This is a genomic window from Leptospira langatensis (assembly GCF_004770615.1).
Taxonomy (GTDB): domain Bacteria; phylum Spirochaetota; class Leptospiria; order Leptospirales; family Leptospiraceae; genus Leptospira_B; species Leptospira_B langatensis.
Genome location: NZ_RQER01000006.1, coordinates 190849 through 213223 on the forward strand (window position 1 = coordinate 190849; position 22375 = coordinate 213223).

Genomic DNA, 22375 nt, shown 5'->3' on the forward strand with positions numbered 1-22375 from the left:
TCATTTTTTCCGCGCTATTCCTTCTTTTGACATAATGGTGACGAAAATTTCTGGGTCCAGGGCTGGGTCCTAGAAAGCATGGCGTAGAGAGCTTTTTAACCAAAGCACTCAAATGCGAAAAAAGATATAAGGAAACCGCCTATGCTAAATCTATATAGAACCCGAATATTATCTTTTTCTGTTATTCTTCTTTCTTCCTTTCTTCTCATCGCCTGGAATCCTCTCAAGCCGATCCTGAACTACTTTGCTGCCGCCTTTACGGGAGGAGAGACGAGTATCCCTCTTCCTTTGCCGAATGTCCAGGTGGGCATTACGGGTAAGCCTGCATTTTCTTTGAATATCCAGCCTCCTCCGGGAGCAGGCGATATGGTTCCTTCCATTACGATCGATTATATTTCCGGAGGCAGTCAGTCCATCTTGGGAAGAGGCTGGAACCTCAGTGGTTTTCCGAAAGTGCTTAAGAATCCGAGTCTCGGGGTTCACTTCGGTACATCTGACGGTTATAGTCATGAACTCTTAGGAGATCTGATCTCTACTGGGAGTAGCGGAGTATATAGAACTAAGATCGAGTCATTTTACAAGGCTACGTTCGACGGAACCGCTTGGACGCTGAGAGATACTTCCGCAGTAACGTATGAATATGGTAGGAATAGTGCCAACGGTTCGAATTCTATCGTGCAAGGGGATAGTGGTCCAGTTGCCTTTTACTTGGATAAGGTACGAGATGTTTTTGGGAATGGGTATGATATCACCTACACTGCGGATACTCTGAATTCGGATGAGCCTCTTCCCCAAGAGATCAAATATGCAAGAGGGAATGCGAGGATCGAGTTCACATACTCGAATCGTCCTAGCGGATGGAAAGAACAGATCTTCTTTCTTACGAATACAGGAACTCGCAAAAAGATCCTAAGTAAGATCCAAGTCTACGCGAATGATGCCAGTGGTTCCGAACAAATAACGGACACTTACGATTTCAATTATGATTCCTCCAGTGAAGTTGGGCCTCTTCTCACTTCTTTTGAAAGAGAGAATTATAAGCCTTTAGTATTCAATTATACGGAGAGAACGAATCAGGCAAATATCTTAAGCTCAAGTAGTAAGAATTTCGATCTTTCTTATAAAGCGCAAGATTCGGACGCACAATCCAATTGTGCGGGAACTCAGACCGCTTGTTTGTGCTCTGCAAGTGCTGCCTGTATGCTTGCAACCGGCGGCGCCGCTGGATATATCTGTACAGTGGGTGTTGCAAATTACCAGGATATTTGCACGAACGGAGTAACAACTTCCTTTGTAACCCCAGCGGACACAAATGGGGACGGTGTTCCGGAGATCGTTCGAGTCAACGGAACGATGACCAATCAGAAATTCTCGGTGACCCCGCTTTCAGATTGGGAGAATGCAAGTGGGAATTCTCTGACCGCTTCGAATACATTAATAGGAAGTCATATTGGTATTACTCGCAAGGGAAGGATCTTGCCTGGGGATTACAATGGAGATGGAAAAACCGATTTCTTAATCCTAACAGACAACGGAGATCCATTAAAAGTCTATTATGGACCGGATTTTAGTTCTGCTACGTATTCTTCTGTTACTGTTGCAGGCTTGAGCACGAGCGGTACTGTTACCAAGCAGTTTGTTGCAGACGTAAATGGTGACGGAAAGACGGACTATATCCAGGCGAATTCGAGCAATAATCTAGTAGTTTATACCTCAACCGGATCCGGTTTCCAGTTATTGCAGACTTTGGCTGTCACGACTTTTGGAACAGAGTTCCAGCAGATGATCGATTTCGATAGAAATGGGGTTCCCGATTTTGTCCGGATCAACGGAACGACCTCGAAAGATTTCATTATAACCTTTTTAGATTTTCAGAATGGAGCTTTGCAAGTTCTGGAGACTACGAAAGTATCTCGTACGGATTTCGGAAAATCAGGTGATCAGTTTATCACTGATATGAATGGAGACGGGTATCCTGACTTTGCTTTCTATTCTACGTCGGGTAGCCAAGGAACCGTTTCGTATTATCCGTTTACTGGAAGAAGTTTCGTTACTAGCGGAGCGAGTCCCTTGCAAACGATCAATGTGAACAAGGCGTATGCGAGAGAAGTTTCCGGGGCCGCAACTACTACATATGTAAATGTGGATCTCTCCGGCGACGGGATCAAGGACCAAGTATCCTATGATAACTCGAATGTTTCGAGTCCATTCTTTAAGGTTCAAATTTACGATGCCGCACAAGCAAAATATCTCGCTGTAGTTCAGGTGCCTTGGAACCAGAACGTTTCTTCTGATCTGAATGAAGATGGGATTGCGGATACGATCCGTGCCGATTCGAGTGTCGTGCAAGGAACGGATGCAAACGGGAATGCAACTACAGATACAGTAACCAAATTCGAGGTTACGATCACAAACGGCTCTTACTTTGAAGTTCCTATTGATCCGAATTCATACATCGCTACGACTACAGCCTCCAGCGATTCTTCTACAATGGGTTATTTCAATTGGAGGAATCCGAAAGACTTCGTAGATGTGAACATGGACGGGAAGGCTGACTTTGTTCGGTATGATGCCTCTTCTTCTACTTTGTATGTTTCCTATGCTAAGTTAGATTCGAACGGATATATTACATATTCAGCAAGCGGAGACGATTCCTGGTCCACCGGTGGATACCTATTGTCTTTGGATGCAAATGGGGATGGAAAACCTGAGATACTGGGAATGAACGCGAACCAAGTGAACTTTATCACTACTACGCAAAGCAGCATTCCAACCGTCCGAACCAATGTGGTACGAACCTTTCCTTACGAATCTAGCGTGCAGCTCCACTATATTCGTTTTAATCAAGACTTACCGAGTGGGCTGATCACTTCGATCCAGAATGGAGCGACTTCTTCTTCTGGAGATCTGACTCTCGGGATCGAATACCAATTGGCCAAGAATCATACAGGAGCGATCCAGCCAAGTCTCTACGATTCTTCTAAGCCTCAATTTGTTCCATTTACTGGAGCTGATTATCTGGCAACTAGGCTCACTCAGAAAGCGGGTAGCTCTACCTTAGGTTCGGATAGCTATAAGTATTCGTATGCGAGATTCTATCTAAACGGGTTTAGAAATTCATCTTATATCGGGTTTCAACAAATCACGAACTTGGATGAGATCTCGAATGAGTCTTTAGTAACGAATTACGATCCTACTTTTATAGAAATGGTGGGAACTCCTACGTCCCAGACCAAATCCAAGAACGGGATCAAACTGAGCGAGTCGACGAGTTCCTTTGCGAAGACGACTTCTGCTTTAAGTGGGATCTTGGTGCAACAATCTTCCGACACACAGACGAAATACCAAGCGGGACAGGCTTTATTTACGACTTCTACTTCTCATTCCTATGATAGCTATGGAAACGAGACTTCAAAGACAATCAACCTGAATGGAGACACAGTCGTTCAATCGACTACGTATCAAAATGATTGGAATTCAGGATTTATCGGTCTTCCTACCGAATTACAGATCACGAATAACGGACAGTTGGTAGTCGATAAGAAGATCTTATATTCAAATTTCCAAGTCTCGGAAGAAAGAGATCTGGTTTCGAATGGCGTATGGAAGAGCTCCCAACTGCAATCCTACGATTCTTATGGTAACATTACCTCCACAAAGGATGCCAACGGAAATATAAACACGATCGAGTACGATCCTATTGTTCATAGATTTCCGACTAAGATCACGAATTCTCTCGGTCATGTAACGCAAAGATCCAATGATTATACAACGGGACTTCTTTTGACTTCAACAAATCCGAATGGCGGGGTTTTTAAAACCGACTATGACAAATTCGGAAGACCGACCGCCAGTTATTTGCCGGGAGAAACAGATTGGTCCGAACAGATAGACTATGAGAATACCGGAAATTTAGAAAGCCAACTCATCCGAAAAACATTCAGAAGAACGAATGGAGAATCCTGGCAAGAAGAGACTTCGAACGCACTCACTAAGATCTCAAAGAAGAGAAGCAGCCTCGTAGACAATACAGTTTTAGTAGAAGAGAGTTACCAAAACCAAGAAGGACAGACGATTAAGAAAGTAGATCCGTATATAGAAGGATCGAATCCATTCACTTGGAATACGTACACGTATGACCAAGAAGGCAACCTAACCACTTCACAAAGAAATGATGGGACTTCTACCCAGATCGCATTAAATCAGCTCACAACAACGATCACCACTTCTAAGAACGGAAACCAAATCGATCAGTTAGTCGAAGTAATGAACGCGCTCGGAAAAGTAATCGCCAGAACGAGACAAGGAAAGACAATCCAGTTCCAATACGGAGCGAATGGAAAAGCGTCGCAGATCATAGACCCAGAAAACGGAGTTACTACAATCGTAACAGACCTAGCGGGAAGACAAACGAGCGTAACCAATCCGAATTCAGGAACAATTACAACCGTATACGATCCGATCACAGGAAACCCGTCGTTGCAAACATACGCGAACGGATCAAAAGCGCAATACAGCTATGATGTGCTCGGAAGACCAACACTTGTACAAGGAATCGGATCCCAAGGAGAAACGATCACACATACATACGAGTACGATGGAGCTAGTGCAATCGGAAGGCTCACAAGAGTCACAGATCAACTCGGAACCACAGACTTCGGATATGATGTAAGAGGAAATATAACTTCATTACAAAAACGTTTAACCGATGAGAATCTAACCTTCTTGATCCAAAAGAAATACAACCTACAGAACCAGATAGAAGAGATCACGTATCCAGATGGAAGCGTAGCAAAGAATATCTACTCACAAGCAGGATATCTATCAGGAATCACACTCACGCCAGCAGATGGAAGTGGATCGGATTTTCCAGTCGTTCAATACAAAGCAAACTTAGAAAATGGAAACCTGCAGATCCAAAGATTACTCGGAAACGGAGTCTTGACGAATATCAGCTACGATCCAGTACAAAGAAGAACAGTCAGTTTACAAACGACGAAGGACTCCTCTATCTACGAATCCAAAGCATACGGATACGACGACAAAGGAAACTATAGCCAAATCCAAGATTTGGTGAACCCAATCCGGAATCAGGCTTTTACATACGATGATCTAAACAGACTCACGTCTGCTACTGGGGTCTACGGCACAGAAGCATACCAATATTCAGATTCAGGGAAACTACTGAAGAAAGGAAATCTAAACTATACTTACGGCGATTCATTACATACCAACGCAGTCACGCAAGTAAGTGGAAATAGTACGAACTATACCTACTCCTATGATGCATCTGGGAATGTAATTAACAGAAATGGATTAACCTTAGCATACAATCCATTCCAAAAGCTAAAGAGTATCCAGACCGAAAGTGGGGATACAGTAGCCTTCGACTACGACTTTACAGGAACGAGAATCAGAAAAACATCACTCAACGATGGAACGAAAACAATCTCACTTGGCGGATTGTATGAAGTAGTGCTCGTTCCAGGAAAAGATCCACAGCATACATTATACTTCAGAGGAAGTGATGAGGATTTAGTCGGGCAATGGAGTAGACCAAACGCAACGCTGATCACTAGTGCAGCAACTCCACCCTCGTTCTTAACAACAAGCCAAGTAGCGCTGAACACACTGGTTTGGAATCTAGAAGATACATCCATCCGAGGACTGAAGTTTCTATTCTTATCACCTAAGTCAGGCTTGGTGATCTTAACAGGACTCCTAATAGTAGGATTAGGATTTGCATTCTTGTCCTACCAAGAGGGAATCTGGAGAGCGACGATCAAGTTTGCGACACCTGCACTGATACTCTCCTTAGCGAACTGCGACTTTGTACTCCCAGGAGGAAACGGAACACCACCTTGGGAAGATGCGATCCCATTCATCGACAATACAGCAGGAGCAGGCATCCCAGTGACAGGATTCATATTCTTGCACCAAGACCATCTTGGCTCAATCTCAATGGCAACAGATGGAAATGGAAACCGCATCACTGGAGGCGATCAGGCCGGAGCCTCTCATGTTTCTTATACGCCGTACGGGCAAATTGATCAAGATGATACATTTGGACCGGATGTATTCCGATATAAGTATACGGGACAGGAATCTGATTCTGAGACAGGGCTGTACTACTACAAAGCGAGATACTACGATCCGGCAATCGGAAGGTTCTTACAGGCTGACAATCAGTTAGATGCAGGATCTCCTGAAGGTATGGACGTTTACATGTATACCGGGGGAAATCCTACTAGTAGTATTGACCCGAGTGGCCATAGCTGGGTGAGTAGTTTCTTTAAAAGAAATGGGTTGGGGTTCTTGAATTTTAAGATCGCTATTAGCGGTTTTATGCAGAGAGCTTTTTATCTGAGCAGTCAGAGGCTTAGCAGTTTTGGTCTTGGAATAGTCCAGTTTGCTAATGCAAGCATTGAATTGAGAGGCAGCTTATTAGAAAAAAGTGGAAAATGGCTGGATAGACAGGTCGTAGATCCGATACAACACATGACACTTGGAGAAATGATAACCGGTATTTTGAGTTTTACAGTTCAATTTGTCCTGGCTGCCATAGCAGGCGTTATTGGTGCTGTAGTTGGTGTTTTAGTTGGAGCAGCCGTAGGTGGTGGAATTCCTGGAGCCATTGCAGGTTTCTTTGCCGGATTTGCTGCAGGCTTTGCCGCTGGTTGGGCATTAGAAACAGCAGGAGCCGGAATTAATAAGGCGCTATCTCGAACCTTAGGCGGTTATCGAAAGGCTAACATTCACCAAGCAGGTTGGGACCGAGAAGGAGCGGATCGGTATGAACATATTGCGGAGTATTCCGGTGAGTTTGGTGGCATGGTTGGAGGTCTTTTCGGAGCATTATTAGGCTCAAGCTCAGAATTTTGGACTGAGAAAGGTTTGGATAGTGTTGAATTTAATAGTAAGGAATTAGAAAATCCAGATGTCACTGATTCATCTAAAAATGCAGCCCGAAGATTTATAGAAAGGGATTCAAATCCAATGACATGGATTAAGCAAGGCTGGAGTTCCATGCAATCTGACATCGGATATCGATATATATTAAATAATAATGTGTATATAATTGGAACAGGCGATTGGCTACTTGACGAATTGTTTAAAAAGGCGACCAAATGAAAGGATCATTGAAAATGAAGCTTGGTTTTATAAATATTAAATACTTTTTTTTAATTTGTTTAGTAACTTATTTTGGCTGTACTTACACAAGAGTAGAAGGTGAAAAGAGACTTGAGAATGCGATTTGCATTGAATCTAATAAGGATCGTCCGACTATATTTATAGATGTGTATGATAAAGCCGGGCTAAATACTGCAGATTATTTTAGTTTAAGTTATTTCTCTCGAATTGCTTTTAAGGAATCAAACTGCTTTTCCTTAGTATCAGTAAATCATGTTCCTTCGAAGAAGTTGGACTTTCAAGCTAAACTGTCCTTTTATAAAGAACGAACCTGCGGTTATACTTTTTTTGATATTTTAGAAGTGCTAACTTTTGGCATTATACCGACTTACAATTGCTTTGAAATTAAGATGAAATCGGAAGTTATAGATAAAAATGGAAATCAAGTTCTTTCCAATCCTCTTGAAAAGTTAGAGGCAAAAAATTTCTCTCATATTTTAGCAGGCCTGATCCCTTCAAATTTTTTCCATTTTCAATACAGCAGACCCCCATGGGATTCAAATTCTGAAATAGCCTATTATCTAAGTTTAAGACTGATCAACGATCTTAAAAATAAAGGTCTATTAGATATACCGAATGCGAGTAATGAAGTGCCGCAGGAAAAAAATAAAGATCTCAACATTGAGAATCTTCACTAAGACTAACCCCAGCTGCACCGGCGGTGCAGAAGGCGATAGGAAAAGTTTTTCGCCCACAACCCGCCAGAGATGCGCAGGGCGCGAAAGCGTCCCAAAGGGATGAGCGGCAGCGAACCCGAAGCAGCTCGGTCCCGCAGAGCGGGAGGCGGCCAGAAACTTGATCCTGAAAAATTTCAACTTAAGAAACCCAACCTCACAAACATACGCAAACGGATCGAAAGCACAATACAGTTACGACGTACTCGGAAGACCAACACTTGTGCAAGGAATCGGATCCCAAGGGGAAACAATCACACATACATACGAGTACGATGGAGCTAGTGCAATCGGAAGGCTCACAAGAGCCACAGATCAACTAGGCACAACAGATTTCGGATATGATGTGCGAGGAAATATCACCACACTCCAAAAACATTTGACCGATGAAGATCTAACCTTCCTCATCCAAAAGAAATACAACCTACAGAACCAGATAGAAGAGATCACGTATCCAGATGGAAGCATAGCGAAGAACGTTTACTCCGAAGCAGGATATCTATCAGGAATCACGCTAACACCAGCCGACGGAAGTGGATCAGATTTTCCGATCGTCCAATACAAAGCGAACTTAGAGAATGGAAACCTACAGATTCAAAGATTGTTAGGGAACGGAGTGCTCACGAATATAAGCTACGACCCCGTACAGAGAAGAACAGTCAGTTTACAGACAACAAAAGACTCATCGATCTACGAATCCAAAGCATACGGATATGATGATAAAGGAAACTATAACCAGATTCAAGATTTAGTAAATCCAGTACGAAACCAAACATTCACATATGATACTCTAAACAGGCTCACCTCAGCAACAGGAGTCTATGGAACCGAGGCGTACCAGTATTCGGATTCAGGGAAGTTGCTGAAGAAAGGAAATCTAAACTATACATACGGTGATTCATCCCACACCAACGCTGTAACACAAGTAAGTGGAAATAGTATGAACTATACCTATTCTTACGATGCCTCTGGAAACGTTATTAACAGAAATGGACTAAGCTTAGCATACAATCCGTTCCAAAAGCTAAAGAGTATCCAGACCGACAGTGGGGATACAGTAGCCTTCGATTACGACTTCACAGGAACGAGAATTAGAAAGACTTCTTTAAACGACGGGACAAAGACAATCTCGCTCGGCGGATTGTATGAAGTAATACTCGCTCCAGGAAAAGATCCACAGCATACATTGTATTTCCGAGGAAGTGATGAGGATCTGGTTGGACAATGGAGTAGACCAAACGCAACGCTGATCACTAGTGCAGCAACTCCATCCTCGTTCTTAACAACAAGCCAAGTAGCATTGAACACACTGGTTTGGAATCTAGAAGATACATCCATCCGAGGACTGAAGTTTCTATTCTTATCACCTAAGTCAGGACTAGTGATCTTGACAGGGCTATTGATCGTAGGGTTAGGATTCGCATTCTTGTCCTATCAAGAGGGAATCTGGAAAGCGACGATCAAATTTGCAACTCCGGCTTTAATATTATCACTAGCAAATTGCGATTTCACACTCCCAGGAGGAAACGGAACCCCACCATGGGAAGATGCGCTACCTCTAATCGAAAATGGATCGGGAGCTGGAGTCCCAGTAACCGGGTTTATCTTCTTACACCAAGACCATCTTGGTTCGACCACAATGGCAACAGATGGAAATGGAAACCGCATCACTGGAGGAGATCAGGCCGGAGCCTCTCATGTTTCCTATACGCCTTATGGTTCTATCGATCAAGACGATACATTTGGGCCGGATGTGTTCCGATACAAGTATACGGGGCAGGAGTCGGACTCAGAGACTGGGCTGTATTACTACAAAGCAAGATACTATGATCCAGCAATCGGAAGGTTCTTACAGGCGGACGATCTAATGGATGGCAACAATCCTAATGGTATGGATGTATATATGTATACCGAAGGAAATCCGACTAGTAGCATAGATCCGAGTGGTCATAGCTGGGTGAGTAGTTTCTTTAAAAGAAACGGCTTGGGGTTCTTGAATTTTAAGATCGCTGTGAGCGGTTTTATGCAGAGGGCTTTTTATCTCAGCAGCCAGAGACTTAGTAGCTTTGGGCTCAGTATAAATCAGTATGCTCTTACTAGTCTTGGCCAAAAGGGAAGCGCATGGGATAGAAGTGGCCAATGGTTAGATAGACAAGTGATTGATCCAATGCAGCACATGACAACACAGGAGTTGATTGTAGCTGGTATCGTATTTGTGGCAGCGGCCGTTGCCGCGTATTTTATCGGGCCGGAAGCATTTACGGAAATTGAAGTGTATGGAAATGCAATTGTTCCTGGCCTTGGGTATATCGCCTCTACAATTGGATCAATAGGCCTGGGGATCCTTTTTGAACAGGCAGGGATGGCTTTTGCTGAAACTCTGGGTGGAACATCAAAATCATCGTTTAATAATATTCATTACGATCATAAAGCCGGAGTAGCAATGAAAGAAATGGGAGGAAATGCAGCTACTTTTGGTGCGCTTTTAGGATCGGCTTATGGCGAATTCGAAAGTGGAGAGCCACTTTTAAAAGCCGGTGTTGAATCAAAAGAAGTTACAGTATTTCAAATTGATATTAATTTGGAAGAGAATTTTTTAACTAGAATTTTATCTCCTCTGAATTCACTCATTCGATTAGAAGTCAGAACTATTCTTTATTATCCTGTCATGTCAGGAGTGCTACCAGGGGAAATTAAAGAAACAATTGCAGAATGCCTATTATTTTCGAAAGACAAAGATAAGCAGTGCCATTTATAATTAATTTTTAACTATTTAGGAAATCGAAATGTTTATATCTTCTCTCAATAAAAAATCATTATTTATCCTCGTTCTTTGCCTTTACAATTGCATATATAATGTGCAACAAAAATACCCTGACCTACAAATGCTGAAAGAGAGTTCTCGCATAGAGCCTATCAAAATCGATTTGCACGTAGACTCATTAACAATTGTAAATAGCAAACATTCGCCGTCAGCGAATGCGACAAAGTATTTAAATCAAAGATATGAGAGTAAAATGAAAGAGGAGTTAGAAGGGAGTGGTTTCTTTTTATGCGTTAACAATACTGCCGAGGCTTTTTATCGAATCGACCTCAAAGTAATAAAATCTATAGAGCAAAATACGTTTCTTTGGCTTTTGTCCGGGTTTACGTTACTTATAATACCACAATATTCTGATAGCGATTTGTCTTTTCAACTTAGCGTTATCGACTCTTCAGGCACCAAAGTCGCATTTATTGAAACAAACGAACATAGCTCATATGTGGCCGAATTGTTTCTGCTGTTTTATATGCCCTTTGACTATCCATGGATAATAGGAAAAGCAAAAATGCAGGAAGAACGCCTCATTCGTAATGCAATTCAAGATATTATTCTTCAAATAAAAAAGAATAAGCAAGTTTAGCGAATATATGAAAAAGGTCTTTCTGTTCAGCCAAATTCGAATACTAATTAAAAGGCAACAATACCCCAACTGCACAATTGTGCAGAGACGAAAGATTAACGCTCACAACCCGCCAGAGATGCGCAGGGCGCGAAGCGTCCTAAAAGGATGAGCTGTAGCGAACCCGAAGTAGCTCGGTCCCGCAAAGCGGGAGGCGGCCAAGAGAAATAACGTAGGTTTAGGCTTTGCATTCTTGTCTTACCAAGAGGGACTTTGGAAAGCGACTCTTAAGTTTACGACACCGATCCTACTATTAGCTTTTGCAAACTGTTCCGTGCTATTACCGGGAGGAAATGGAACCCCACCATGGACGCTCTTACCGTTGATTGACTCAGGAACCCCAGGAGTAGGTGATCCGGGATCCGGAGCTGGAATACCAATCTCAGGATTTCTTTTTTTACATCCAGACCATCTAGGATCCGTCGTGATGGCAACAGACGGAAATGGGAATAAAGTAACTGGTGGAAAGCAGGCGGGAGCATCGTTTGTATCATACAAACCATATGGAGAAATACTCCGAACAGATTCAGCAGGACCGGATGTATTTAGATATAAATACACAGGGCAGGAAGAAGACAAAGAAACAGGATTATATTATTATAAAGCAAGATATTACGATCCAATATTAGGAAGATTTCTCCAGGCAGACAACCAAATCGATGGGTCATCTCCTATGGGAAATGATGTGTACATGTATACAGAAGGCAATCCGATCAAGTATACAGATCCAACTGGACATAGCGTATTCAGTTCATGGCTATCTAAGAACGGATTAGGATTTCTTAATTTCAATATCGCAGTGAGCGCAGCAATGCAGAGAGCATTCTATGTAAGTAGTGCAAGATGGAATTCGATAGGAGCAATTGCTGCTATACTGAATCCTGTTGGGCTCATTGCAAATGCGATAGGTGGCGCGGTACTCGGAGGAGCTGGAGCAACGCTTGCAGGACCGACTATGTTGGGAATAGCGGCTGGCGCAGCAATACTAGGATCAGCGAGTGTATCCCTGGGACCGTCAGCAGTGTTCATCGCTAATATGGCAGGACTTGCAATAGGATCCATTGGTGCTGTTGTCGTAGGAAGTGCAGGAAGTTTACTATCTGCCCTAGGAAATATTGCAGCATTGAATGGAGTTCCAGTTGCGGTCCTTGCTTACAGTATAGGCATGATAGCTGGTGCAACTGCGCTTGTAGCGGGACTGATTGCATTAGGTGTAGCATCGTTTTTGGTGATGGCGACGTTGGCGACAGCGTTGGCTACTGTTGTAGTTGCAATTGGCTGCATGCCGATATTATTAGCGTCAGCAATTGTCATTGGCATCGGAGCTCTCGGATCTGTGTTATCCTTTTGGACTTTGCAAGCGTATATAATTGGTGGGCTTTCTAAATCGAAATTTAATAATATAAATTGGAGTGATAAGGACGCTAAGGTTGCAGCATGCTATACTGCTGCAGTTCAGTTTGGCGGTCTAATTGCAGGAACGGCACTTCTCGGTGCAGATGGATTTGCTGTCGCCTTAGGATTTGATAGCTATAATGTCATGATGGACAGAGACTTCGCTTCTTTGTTCGGAATTCCTGTGGATGGCAATTTACTCTTTGGTATTTACTCTGTGGGAAATGCTGGTTACTACGTTAGTAAACGACAATACGTAAAGGCTGCCGCAAGCATTGCCGATATATACTTTCCAGCCTCTATGATGCTTAAGTATGGAGAAGGCACTCGAAGAACGTGCGGAGGAAGTTTAAAGTGAAGCTAATTAATAATATTTACATCCTTTCAACAATATTACTCTTTATTGTTAATTGTCGAATGAGGCCCTACTGGCATGAAGTTCCTTCTCCAGTAAAAGACTCAGAGAATAATTTCTTATATTTATATTTACCTTCCGAGTTTGAAGACGGGGTTGAAAAAATTCAGATAAATGAATATATTATATCAATACTTCAGGAAGAGACTAATTCATTCCTCAAAAGAAGAATCTTGATCAATCCCAGCAGGGAATTAAATACTTTTACTCTTTGGCTAGGTGATCTGCACAAAAGATTTCCAACGGGTTGCGAAATAGTTATTCCTGTATCGAAGGGTAAACACTTGTATCAAATAAATGTATCAACCTATAGTTTTGTATTTAAGACAGCTTTGGTTGCTGATGTAGATCTAGATGTAAGTAAATCCATTTGGATGGATTTTTATAGTTCCGAGAAGGTTGCAAATCCGACCAATGATCCAAGATACGGGGATGGAAACTTGCTAAAAAATAGAATTAAGCTTAGATATTCGATTGAGAATAGCTTTAAAGAAAGTAGGCATCTAAAATGCGATCTTCGACAGTCGTATTGATTTTTGAAATGATTCGTTGGAGCATTTTGTTCACAACTCCCACCAGGGATGTGCTGGGTCGCAGATTTGATTTCAAAGTCGAGCAGAATCGCAATAACGATATTGAGCCAAAATGCGAGATAGATAAATCTTAATTCTATCCCATCAGGCATTTGAAAAATTATGAAACGCTTTACTATTTTAGAAAGCAGGAGAAATAAATGAAAAGAATTTCCACTATAACAATCTTGCTATTAATGAATATAGCGATAAATTGCCTTATTGTAGATGCCACAGGGCTTACGAATACTTATAAGGGAGATGAAGCAAAGAGAAGGATTATAAATGCCGCAAAATCCGGAGATTATCTAACTGCACATGCTGCTTTTGCAGCTCAAGGATACACCGGATCTGATCTAGAACTGATGACTCTAGTGGATATCCTGTTGGCTTCCGCAATCGATGGTGCCGTTATTAATATCGATAGTTCCCGCTATTACAAGAAGGGAGATGTGCATGCGTGCGAGGTGCAAATAGCTCTACTAGGAGTTCAATTGGATACCGATTCATTCTCTACGTATTTATTCAGTCCTGCTTGTGAATTGCACCCAGATGGTGAGATTATCGATGAGAACATGGGCGGCTCTAATAGTCGATATAAGAAAAAGAAAGAATACCTATAAAGTCTTCACAACCCGCCAGAGATGCGCAGGGCGCGAAGCGTCCTGAAAGGATGAGCGGCAGCGAACCCGAAGCCGGAAATGAATGCGGGGGACGCCTTTAAATGAAACTATCTAATCATCTTTTCATACTTATCGCTTTCCTTCTACTTCTATCAAATTGCCATATAGAAGTCTTGCCGTGGAAATATATTCCGCATCAGGTTACTGACTCGCAAAATAATTTCTTAAGAATGTATTTGCCCCAAAATTTTGAGGATGGCGAACAAAAGCTGAATATAGATGCCTATATGATTTCCTTTTTACTAGAGGAAAAAGATTCAGTTATGAAACGGTTTGTGCTCATTAATCCCGATAAGAATTTGAATATAGCTGAATTACGCTGGGGTGTAGACCAATTTAAATTCCAAGCCGGATGTGAGTTGGCTTTTCCGATTCCTAATGGGAAGAATAGGTATGAAATAAAATTGGGTAGATTTTTCGGCGGCTTCATTGTAGATCAAATTTTCGATGTAGAACTACAACCGAATCAGTCGCTTAGAGTTAAAGTCATATATAAAGGCTTTCCAATTCCTGGAGCAATAAGCTGGGAAGATCGGCAAAAAAACGCCGCACACAAATTACTGCGTTTAGAGACAACGATCGAGGAATCTTCTGTTACAGGAGCGTATGAACGTTGCAAAGTAGAACAGGTTTAGTTATTCCTAATTATTGGAAAATAATCAGTTTAGATTTGGAGAATTTAATGAATAGAATCTTGCCCATAATGGTCATAACAATAATTTATTTATTTCACAATTGCCTGTTAGTCGATGCAGTTGGCCTTACGAATACTCACAAGGCTAATGAAAAGATATTGATAGAGCGTTTAGCTTACGTATTTTATACCTGAGGAAAATAACGTTAGCAAAAATCCTTCTGACTCGCTAAAGAATTAGGATAAACTTTGCAACAGACTAGTTTTGGAAATTTATACATGAAAAAGGTTATTTTATTAAGTATCATATTTATACTTCAAAAATGCATAGCGGTGACTTCCCTGGAAGTTGGTGATCTCAATCGATTGAATATAAAGAATTTTGATCCCGTGAGTAAGAGGACAATACTTTTGGAAAGCGATTGGGACTATACCAATAACGGGCAACGACTTTCCGAGGATGGAATTGCTGAGTATAAAGAAAAAGGAACCGCAAGTTTGAAGACTGAATTGAATAAATATAATTTATTTAATGTCGTAACCGAAGGAAACGAGTTTAACTATAAGCTAAAAACAAAGTATATGGTAGCTCGGCATTCAAGCTTTGCGTGGGATTTCTTTTCAGCTATCACTTTGCTTATTGTTCCCACTTCAACTCGAAGCATTTATAAAATGTTTGTAGAATTATCAGATGCAAATGGGACCCGTATCGCAAAATTCACCTACTACGGAAATCAAGAGCTATTTTTTGAGTTGTTCTTAATACTTGTCGCCCCGTTTAATTGGTTCCTTTCTGATGAAAATAATGTGTATAAATTATTTGCTCGATCAGCAATTTATGAAGTATATGATAAAGTACGACAATATGAAAATCAAAATAAATCTAAACCTTAATGAGGCTATTCGGTAAAGAAGAAAGAATTCGCCGAGATATGCCTGAATCAGTAATTAGAGATTTACTACTGAATTAGAATTAAAGTTATAAAAGAAATATTATGGAAACCAACCTCCGCCAGAGATGAGCGGTAGCGAACCCGAAGCAGCTCGGTCCCGCGAAGCGGGAGGCGGCAAAGAGAAATGACGTAGGCTTAGGATTCGCATTCTTGTCCTACCAAGAGGGAATCTGGAGAGCTACAATCAAGTTTGCAACGCCAGCTTTAATACTCTCACTCGCAAACTGCGACTTCGAACTTCCCGGAGGAAATGGAACCCCACCTTGGGTAGATGCAATCCCGTTCATCGATAATACAGCAGGAGCTGGGATCCCAGTGACAGGATACATTTTCTTGCGCCAAGATCATCGTGGCTCGATTATGATGGCCACGGACCAGAACAATCCAGACAGTAGTTTCCAGATTTCTCCGTAGTAGTACGGATTGACCGTTTAATACTATTTCGCAGAGATTGAATTCAGGAATACGAAATAAATAATTTATTCTTTCAGCATATACTTTTATATCATAATATTACCTTTTGAGAATGGAGGTTTGTTATGACATTTAACTATGCATCCTGGATGGGCGATCACGTTTATAGGAAAAGCTTATTAGGCAATATTCCAATTCTTGGAACGCATAATTCTGGCGTTTACAATGGACAAAATACCATTATGGTCAAGTGCCAGGAGAAAAATATACTGGAGCAGCTTTTTCTAGGTATTCGATGTTTCGACATTCGAGTTCGTGTATCAAACAATTGGTATGTGATGCATCATAACGATCATTGCCCTCCAATTGGAAATGAAATTGAACGCCAGCAATACGAAGCCGCTTTGAATTCGATAAAAACTTTCCTTACTATGAAATTACCGCATTATTCGACAGAGAATGAGATAATTTTAATTTTTCTTTCAGGTTCAGATAATGGAAATCTAACGCCCGAACAGGAATATTATGTTCTTCAGAAAGTGCAAGATGTCTTTGGAGAACTCTTATTTGATAAAACGCTAACCCCAAACATAACATATGAGCAACTTTTGGAATCGAATCAGCGAGTTTTACTTTTTACAAAGTCACTCAATAAGTTATCAGCAAACGGCGGCAGGCCCGATTGGGCTCTGGATTGGAATCAATTTGTTCAAGGGACCTGGGTTTCAGAACAATCTCAGTTTGGTGACCCACTTGATTCTATGAGATTGGCAATAGTTGAGAAGAATGTAACGGATGCTGTTTCAAAAAGAGCAAACGATCTTTTAAATAGCCCGAATGCCTGGCCTTCCACTCAAAAAATCTTTCTATCCTGCGATTTTAATATTTGGACAACAAATGTGGGAGGTTTAGCCGAAAGTCAAGTAAACCCAATGGCTACTCGCGTTATAAGAAAATTATCTAGCGATCCTATCTTAAAAAGTGGAACAAATATCATGAGTGTCGACTTTTTCAATCTCCCGAATACCGATTTGATGGATTCGATAATTCAAGCAAACGATATCATTCGCATGGTTGCAAAGGGATGAGCGGGCGAACCCGGAGCAGCTCGGTCCTGCAAAGCGGGAAGCTGTTAGAAACTTGATCCAAAAAAATTTCTCCTCGTTTTTTTTCGCTTGTACTTTCTTTGCACTCCCTATAATGACTGGCAAATTCTACGGCAAGGAGTCACAGGCCTATGCTGAAATTTCCCGGCAACCGCGCGGACCAACGAGAGAGGAATCGTCCCTTCCCTACTCGTGAGAAATACCTTACCTCCCTTAAGATTACTAACAAATCCTCCTTCTCCAGACAGAAACGGTTTCGTAATAAAAACAGAGAAAAAAGGCAGACCTCTTCGCCCTAGTCGTCTTATCATGGCTTTCCATGGAAAGCATTGACGGTAAAACTATCAGCCTCTGGATCATGGCGACTATCTATACGATCGCCGGCATCCTTCACTTCGTGATCCCTAAGTTCTATATGAGGATCATGCCACCTTGGATCCCTTATCATAAACTCATGGTACAAATCAGCGGTGTCGCAGAGATCGCCTTAGGTCTTGGGCTCTTCTTTCCTCAGACAAAAGTATTGGCTGCTTGGGGAGTCGTACTTCTTCTGATCGCTGTCTTCCCGGCGAACATTTATCATTTCCAATCCAGGACTCGCAAGGATCCTCCCACTTGGGCCTTGATCCTTCGCTTGCCAATGCAGTTGGTTTTGATCTATTGGGCCTATACCTTTACGTATTGATTTCGTAAATTTTTCTTTTCGATGCTTCGGCTTGGAGTAAAATCCTCCGAAGATAATCTATGCGCCTTCGCTTCCTCTTTCCGCTTCTATTCATATCTCTTTTTTCTCCTTCTCTACTGGGAGAAGAAAGAGTTGTAGAAGGCAAACTCATGCAGTTCGGAAGAATGATCCATGCAGGAGAGGAATTTATCCAGGTCTTATCCAATGACCTTAGTCCCGAACTTTCCAAGCTCCACAACCAGACCGTTCGTATTCTCTGTGAGATGAAAGGCGCAAACTGCGAGCCTATACGTTATGATATCTTTCCCTTTCCCGAGACCAAGGGTCTTACGGATTGGGTCTTGAAAAAGATCCCGAGTTATGTGAATCGGAACCAGTTCGCATTCAACCCGACCGTTACTCCTGACGGCAAATCCATTTTCTGGACCGTGAACGCAAAGAAAGGTTCTTATGGAGTGCAAAGGATCTGGTCCTCCGAAAAAGACGAGAAAGGCTTTTGGAAGGATGGAAAGGAAATGCCTTCTCCTCTCAATAACGATCTTCATTCCGCAGTGATCTCCGTTCTTCCCAGCAATAATGAACTATTCGTCTTCGGTTCCTTCGGAGATCAGGATTTGCTCAAAGCAATCGATGAGGAGTATAGCGAGAAGGAAAGAGAGCTCGCGAGAACCGTCCGGGACGATCGGGAATTTCTCTCGAAAGTTGAAGACTTAAAGCATGAATTGCTAAAAAAGAAAAGTGTAATACAGAATCGAGTCCCTCTGTATAGGAGCTATAAGGAGAACGGCTCTTGGTCCAATCCTTCGATCATTAATTTTCCGGATTTCAACAATCTGTATCGAAAGAAAGGTGCCTCTATTTTCGGTGGATCCACTCTTTCTTCTTCCGGAAGGATACTCATTTATTCAGTGCAACAGCCCGATTCCTTCGGCAAATTAGATCTCTACGTGAGCGTTCAAAAAGACGATGGTTCCTTTCCTGTGGGAACAAATTTGGGAGACATCATCAATACCGGAGAAGAAGAGAAGGCACCCTTTCTAGCCGGAGACGATCGAACTCTTTATTTCTGCAGCGACGGTCATAAGGGACTTTCCGTCTATGTTACCAAAAGGATCGGGGATGGTTGGGACCAGTGGACCACACCTGTGGAAGTTTCCGCCAATTTGAAGGGTGTGAATTTCTTCTCCATTCCCGTGAACAGTCATTGGGCGTTCGTGAGCAAGGAAGGTCAATTGTACATGGCCTATCTTCCCAAAGCCTTTCGCCCGAATCCTGTCGTATTCGTAAGCGGCAAGGTTTTGGATGAGGACGGTAAACCCTTGGATGCGGAAATACATTACGAATCCTTAACGCGTTTGGAAAAAAGAGGAAGCGCTAAAAGCGATTCTAAAACAGGTTCCTTTAGCCTGGTTCTTCCTTACGGCGAGAAATACGGTTTCTACGCACAGAAAGAAGGCCATCTTCCCGTTTCCAAAAATGTGGATCTGACCGAATCCAAGGAAGAAGATCTAAAGATGGAAGTGGAGTTTCGTCTTCCGGTACTTGCGGTAGGTCGGCAAATTCTTCTGAACAATATTTTCTTCGATACGAAAAGAGTAGAGATCTCCAAAGAATCCGAGCCTGAATTGGACCGTCTTGCAGGGATCTTAAAATTGAATCCCAAACTCAAGATCCTGATCGAAGGTCATACGGATAATGTGGGCAAGAAGAAGGACAACCAAGAACTTTCCGAGAATCGTGCCAAGGCAGTCGCCGAATACCTGATGTCTAAACATAATATCGCCGAGGATCGGGTTCGAGTTGTTGGCTACGGAGATTCCCAACCCATCTCTTCTAACGATTCTCCGGAAGAAAGACAGAAGAACAGAAGAGTAGTTTTACAAATTACTGACTAATGTCGTTCAGTTCGTTTTTTGTAGTCTTCCCTCCGGAAAGAACGCTTTTCCCTTGAACTTTTCCTTTGCAAAGTCATTCTAATCACGAATGAAAATCGCTGTGATCGGAAGCGGGATCGCGGGCCTAAGCGCTTGCTGGTATCTCGGCAAAGAACATGAAGTCACTCTAATCGAAAAACATGCATTAGTGGGAATGGACGCACACGGAACGGATCTCAAGTCCAACGGAAATTTTATCCGGATCGATGTGCCATTCAGAGCCTTCAAAAGAAATTATTATCCCTGTCTATTAGATCTGTACGGAGAGGCAGGTATCGAAGTCCGTCCGGTAGACTACGCATTCTCTCTGAATTATAATGATGGGTCCACCTATTTTGGATTCTCTACTTTGGGAATAGGAGGGCAGTTCTTTCCTCTTCCCTACTTAGTATGTTTTACGAATCGCAAATCCAGAAAGATCCTTTCGGATGCGATGCGCTTCTATGAAGAATCCGAAAAGGAATTCCTAAGCCTTGGCAATGAACAGCTTACCATTTCCGAATTCCTAAGGAGGTTCGGTTATTCCCAAGAGTTCGAGGATCTGTATCTGATCCCTATGTTCTCAACCATCAACACATGTACTTCCGAAAGTGCTAAGAATTATCCTGCGGAAGCTGTGATCGGTTATCATTCCAGTGGATTGCAGTTCCTAAGATTCTTGACCCCTCTGAAAGGAACAAGAGACGTTACAGAAAGACTTTCCACGAGAGCAAGCTCTGTACGTTTGAATACCGGGCCTAAGAAAATCGTTTTAGAAAAAGATAAAGTAAAATTGGTCTTCGATAAAGGAGACGAATTATTCGATCGGGTCGTGGTTGCGGCTCCCGCAAACCAAGCAATTCCGATCCTCCCTGATGAATATTCCAAGGAGAAGGAACTACTTTCCAAACTCAAATACGAGGCTTCGGAAGTAGTGACCCATGCCGATCCTAAATTCATGCCCAAGAGCAAAAGACATTGGGCTCCCATGTGTTTCTCTCTTTCCGAAGATAGATCAGTAGCTACTGCTACGATCTATCTGAACAAGGTTCTTCCTTCTATGAACGGGAACCCTGTTTTCCAAACATGGAATCCTTTGAGAGAACCGGAAAACGTATTAGGAAGAGCCAGATTCGAAAGACCGGTCATCGATCTAGAATGCAGAAGGACCTTAGCGGATCTGAAGAACCTGCAAGACATTCCAGGAAAGAAGGTATGGCTCTGCGGATCGTACGCAAGATACGGGATCCCTCTCTTGGAAGCAGGGGTTTCGACTTCCCTAGACGTTAAGAGCTGGGTCGATCGTTCCCGCTAATTCTTTTCGTGTAAAGGATCCGACTCCGGTTTTCGGACCTTATATATCCAATATTCGAAATGCTTCTTGATCGTTTCCGACGCGAAATACTCAGCAAGCATTTCGTACCGGCTCTTTAAGTTCTGCGGGATCTTGGATAATGGGTCCCGTATATGAGAAAAAATAAAATTAGAAAAACCTGAAAAAACAAAGGGATCGATCCTCTCTATCGTTTCCAAACGGAATCCCTTGCTGGAATATAGAGAAAGAAGTCCCTCTGCATTACTTAGATCCGTAGACATAGAAGCCAATCTAAGGATCAAGGATCGCTTCAAGATCTCGAAAAAAGTATTCTTTCGATCCGCGAGCAGGATCTCTGCGGAAGCAAAGACACCGCCTGGCTTTAAGATACGATACACTTCTTCGCTCCAGGACCTGCGCCCCGGAATGAAATACAAACTGTCCAAACCCAGAACAGAATCGAAAAAGTTCTCCGGAAATTCGCGGAGAGCTTTTACACTTCCCAGGATAAGATTAGGAGAAGGTTCCGAATTCTTATAACGGGATCTTGCAAACTCGTACTGGGATTTTGAAATATTGATCCCGTAAATATTCCGGAGAGAAACCCCGAAATCCTTTTCCCAGACCCGGAACTGATCTCCGCAACCGAAACCCAGATCCAAGACCTTAGATCCCGGGCCGAGCTCGCCTAGAGTTCCAAGAATGCGAGCCAATTGTTCACAGGCTTTTCCGTATCTGACTTCTTCCTTCCAGTAGCCTAGGTTTGCCCAGGATTCTCCTTCTTCGTTTAAGTACAGATGAGAAAGGTCCGTAGGAGTTCCTTCCTTAGAACGCAAAAGTGTTTTCATCCGGCCGAAGAAAGAAGGCTTAGGAGAACGAGCCGGACTAGAAAACGAAAAATCTGAAATTTCTCTTTTTAAGGGACGATCTTCCATATTTTTCCAAAGAGATCTTCTCTATCGAAACAGAATATTGCACATAG

14 protein-coding genes are annotated in these 22375 nt (G+C 42.4%); 13 read left to right on the forward strand and 1 reads right to left on the reverse strand.

The genetic code is table 11. From position 1 onward, the window contains the following. Positions 1 to 141 precede the first annotated feature (141 nt). The 13 genes from EHO57_RS10200 (at position 142) to EHO57_RS10260 (ending at position 21393) form a co-directional block, all read left to right on the forward strand. On the forward strand, positions 142 to 7131 hold the full coding sequence (locus EHO57_RS10200) for an RHS repeat-associated core domain-containing protein (protein WP_210410028.1): 6990 nt from the start codon (positions 142 to 144) through the stop codon (positions 7129 to 7131). Continuing rightward, positions 7128 to 7829, forward strand: coding sequence for a hypothetical protein (locus EHO57_RS10205; protein ID WP_135645085.1), 702 nt, complete (start codon positions 7128 to 7130; stop codon positions 7827 to 7829). Before EHO57_RS10200 ends, EHO57_RS10205 begins: the two co-directional genes overlap by 4 nt. A 157-nt stretch (positions 7830 to 7986) precedes the next feature. After that, positions 7987 to 10623 carry an RHS repeat-associated core domain-containing protein gene (locus EHO57_RS10210; protein ID WP_135645083.1) on the forward strand — a complete coding sequence of 879 codons (2637 nt, stop codon included), beginning with the start codon at positions 7987 to 7989 and terminating at the stop codon, positions 10621 to 10623. A gap of 28 nt (positions 10624 to 10651) precedes the next feature. Then, on the forward strand, positions 10652 to 11269 hold the full coding sequence (locus tag EHO57_RS10215) for a hypothetical protein (protein WP_135645081.1): 618 nt from the start codon (positions 10652 to 10654) through the stop codon (positions 11267 to 11269). Positions 11270 to 11582: 313 nt separating this feature from the next. Next, entirely contained in the window at positions 11583 to 13061 is a 1479-nt protein-coding gene (locus EHO57_RS10220) for an RHS repeat-associated core domain-containing protein (RefSeq protein WP_476737815.1), read from the forward strand. Beyond that, positions 13058 to 13651, forward strand: coding sequence for a hypothetical protein (locus EHO57_RS10225; protein WP_135645077.1), 594 nt, complete (start codon positions 13058 to 13060; stop codon positions 13649 to 13651). Before EHO57_RS10220 ends, EHO57_RS10225 begins: the two co-directional genes overlap by 4 nt. A gap of 200 nt (positions 13652 to 13851) precedes the next feature. Next, the gene (locus EHO57_RS10230) at positions 13852 to 14313 is read left to right on the forward strand and encodes a TIGR04452 family lipoprotein (RefSeq protein ID WP_135645075.1); all 462 of its coding nucleotides are present in this window, start codon (positions 13852 to 13854) and stop codon (positions 14311 to 14313) included. A 101-nt stretch (positions 14314 to 14414) separates the two neighbouring features. Beyond that, positions 14415 to 15008 carry a hypothetical protein gene (locus EHO57_RS10235; protein WP_135645073.1) on the forward strand — a complete coding sequence of 198 codons (594 nt, stop codon included), beginning with the start codon at positions 14415 to 14417 and terminating at the stop codon, positions 15006 to 15008. A gap of 278 nt (positions 15009 to 15286) precedes the next feature. Continuing rightward, positions 15287 to 15901, forward strand: coding sequence for a hypothetical protein (locus EHO57_RS10240; RefSeq protein WP_135645071.1), 615 nt, complete (start codon positions 15287 to 15289; stop codon positions 15899 to 15901). Between the two features lie 598 nt (positions 15902 to 16499). Further along, a complete protein-coding gene (locus EHO57_RS10245; protein WP_135645067.1) occupies positions 16500 to 17462 on the forward strand; it encodes a phosphatidylinositol-specific phospholipase C domain-containing protein in 963 nt (320 codons plus the stop codon). A 337-nt stretch (positions 17463 to 17799) separates the two neighbouring features. Next, positions 17800 to 18165, forward strand: a complete 366-nt coding sequence (locus EHO57_RS10250) for a DoxX family protein (RefSeq protein ID WP_135645065.1) — start codon at positions 17800 to 17802, stop codon at positions 18163 to 18165. Between the two features lie 59 nt (positions 18166 to 18224). Further along, entirely contained in the window at positions 18225 to 20060 is a 1836-nt protein-coding gene (locus tag EHO57_RS10255; protein ID WP_135645063.1) for an OmpA family protein, read from the forward strand. Positions 20061 to 20148: 88 nt separating this feature from the next. Continuing rightward, on the forward strand, positions 20149 to 21393 hold the full coding sequence (locus EHO57_RS10260) for an FAD-dependent oxidoreductase (protein ID WP_135645061.1): 1245 nt from the start codon (positions 20149 to 20151) through the stop codon (positions 21391 to 21393). Here the strand turns inward: EHO57_RS10260 and EHO57_RS10265 are convergent. After that, positions 21390 to 22229: a class I SAM-dependent methyltransferase gene (locus EHO57_RS10265; protein WP_246050636.1), complete on the reverse strand. Its 840-nt coding sequence runs from the start codon at positions 22227 to 22229 to the stop codon at positions 21390 to 21392. The two genes, EHO57_RS10260 and EHO57_RS10265, sit on opposite strands and share 4 nt — an antisense overlap. Positions 22230 to 22375 lie beyond the last annotated feature (146 nt).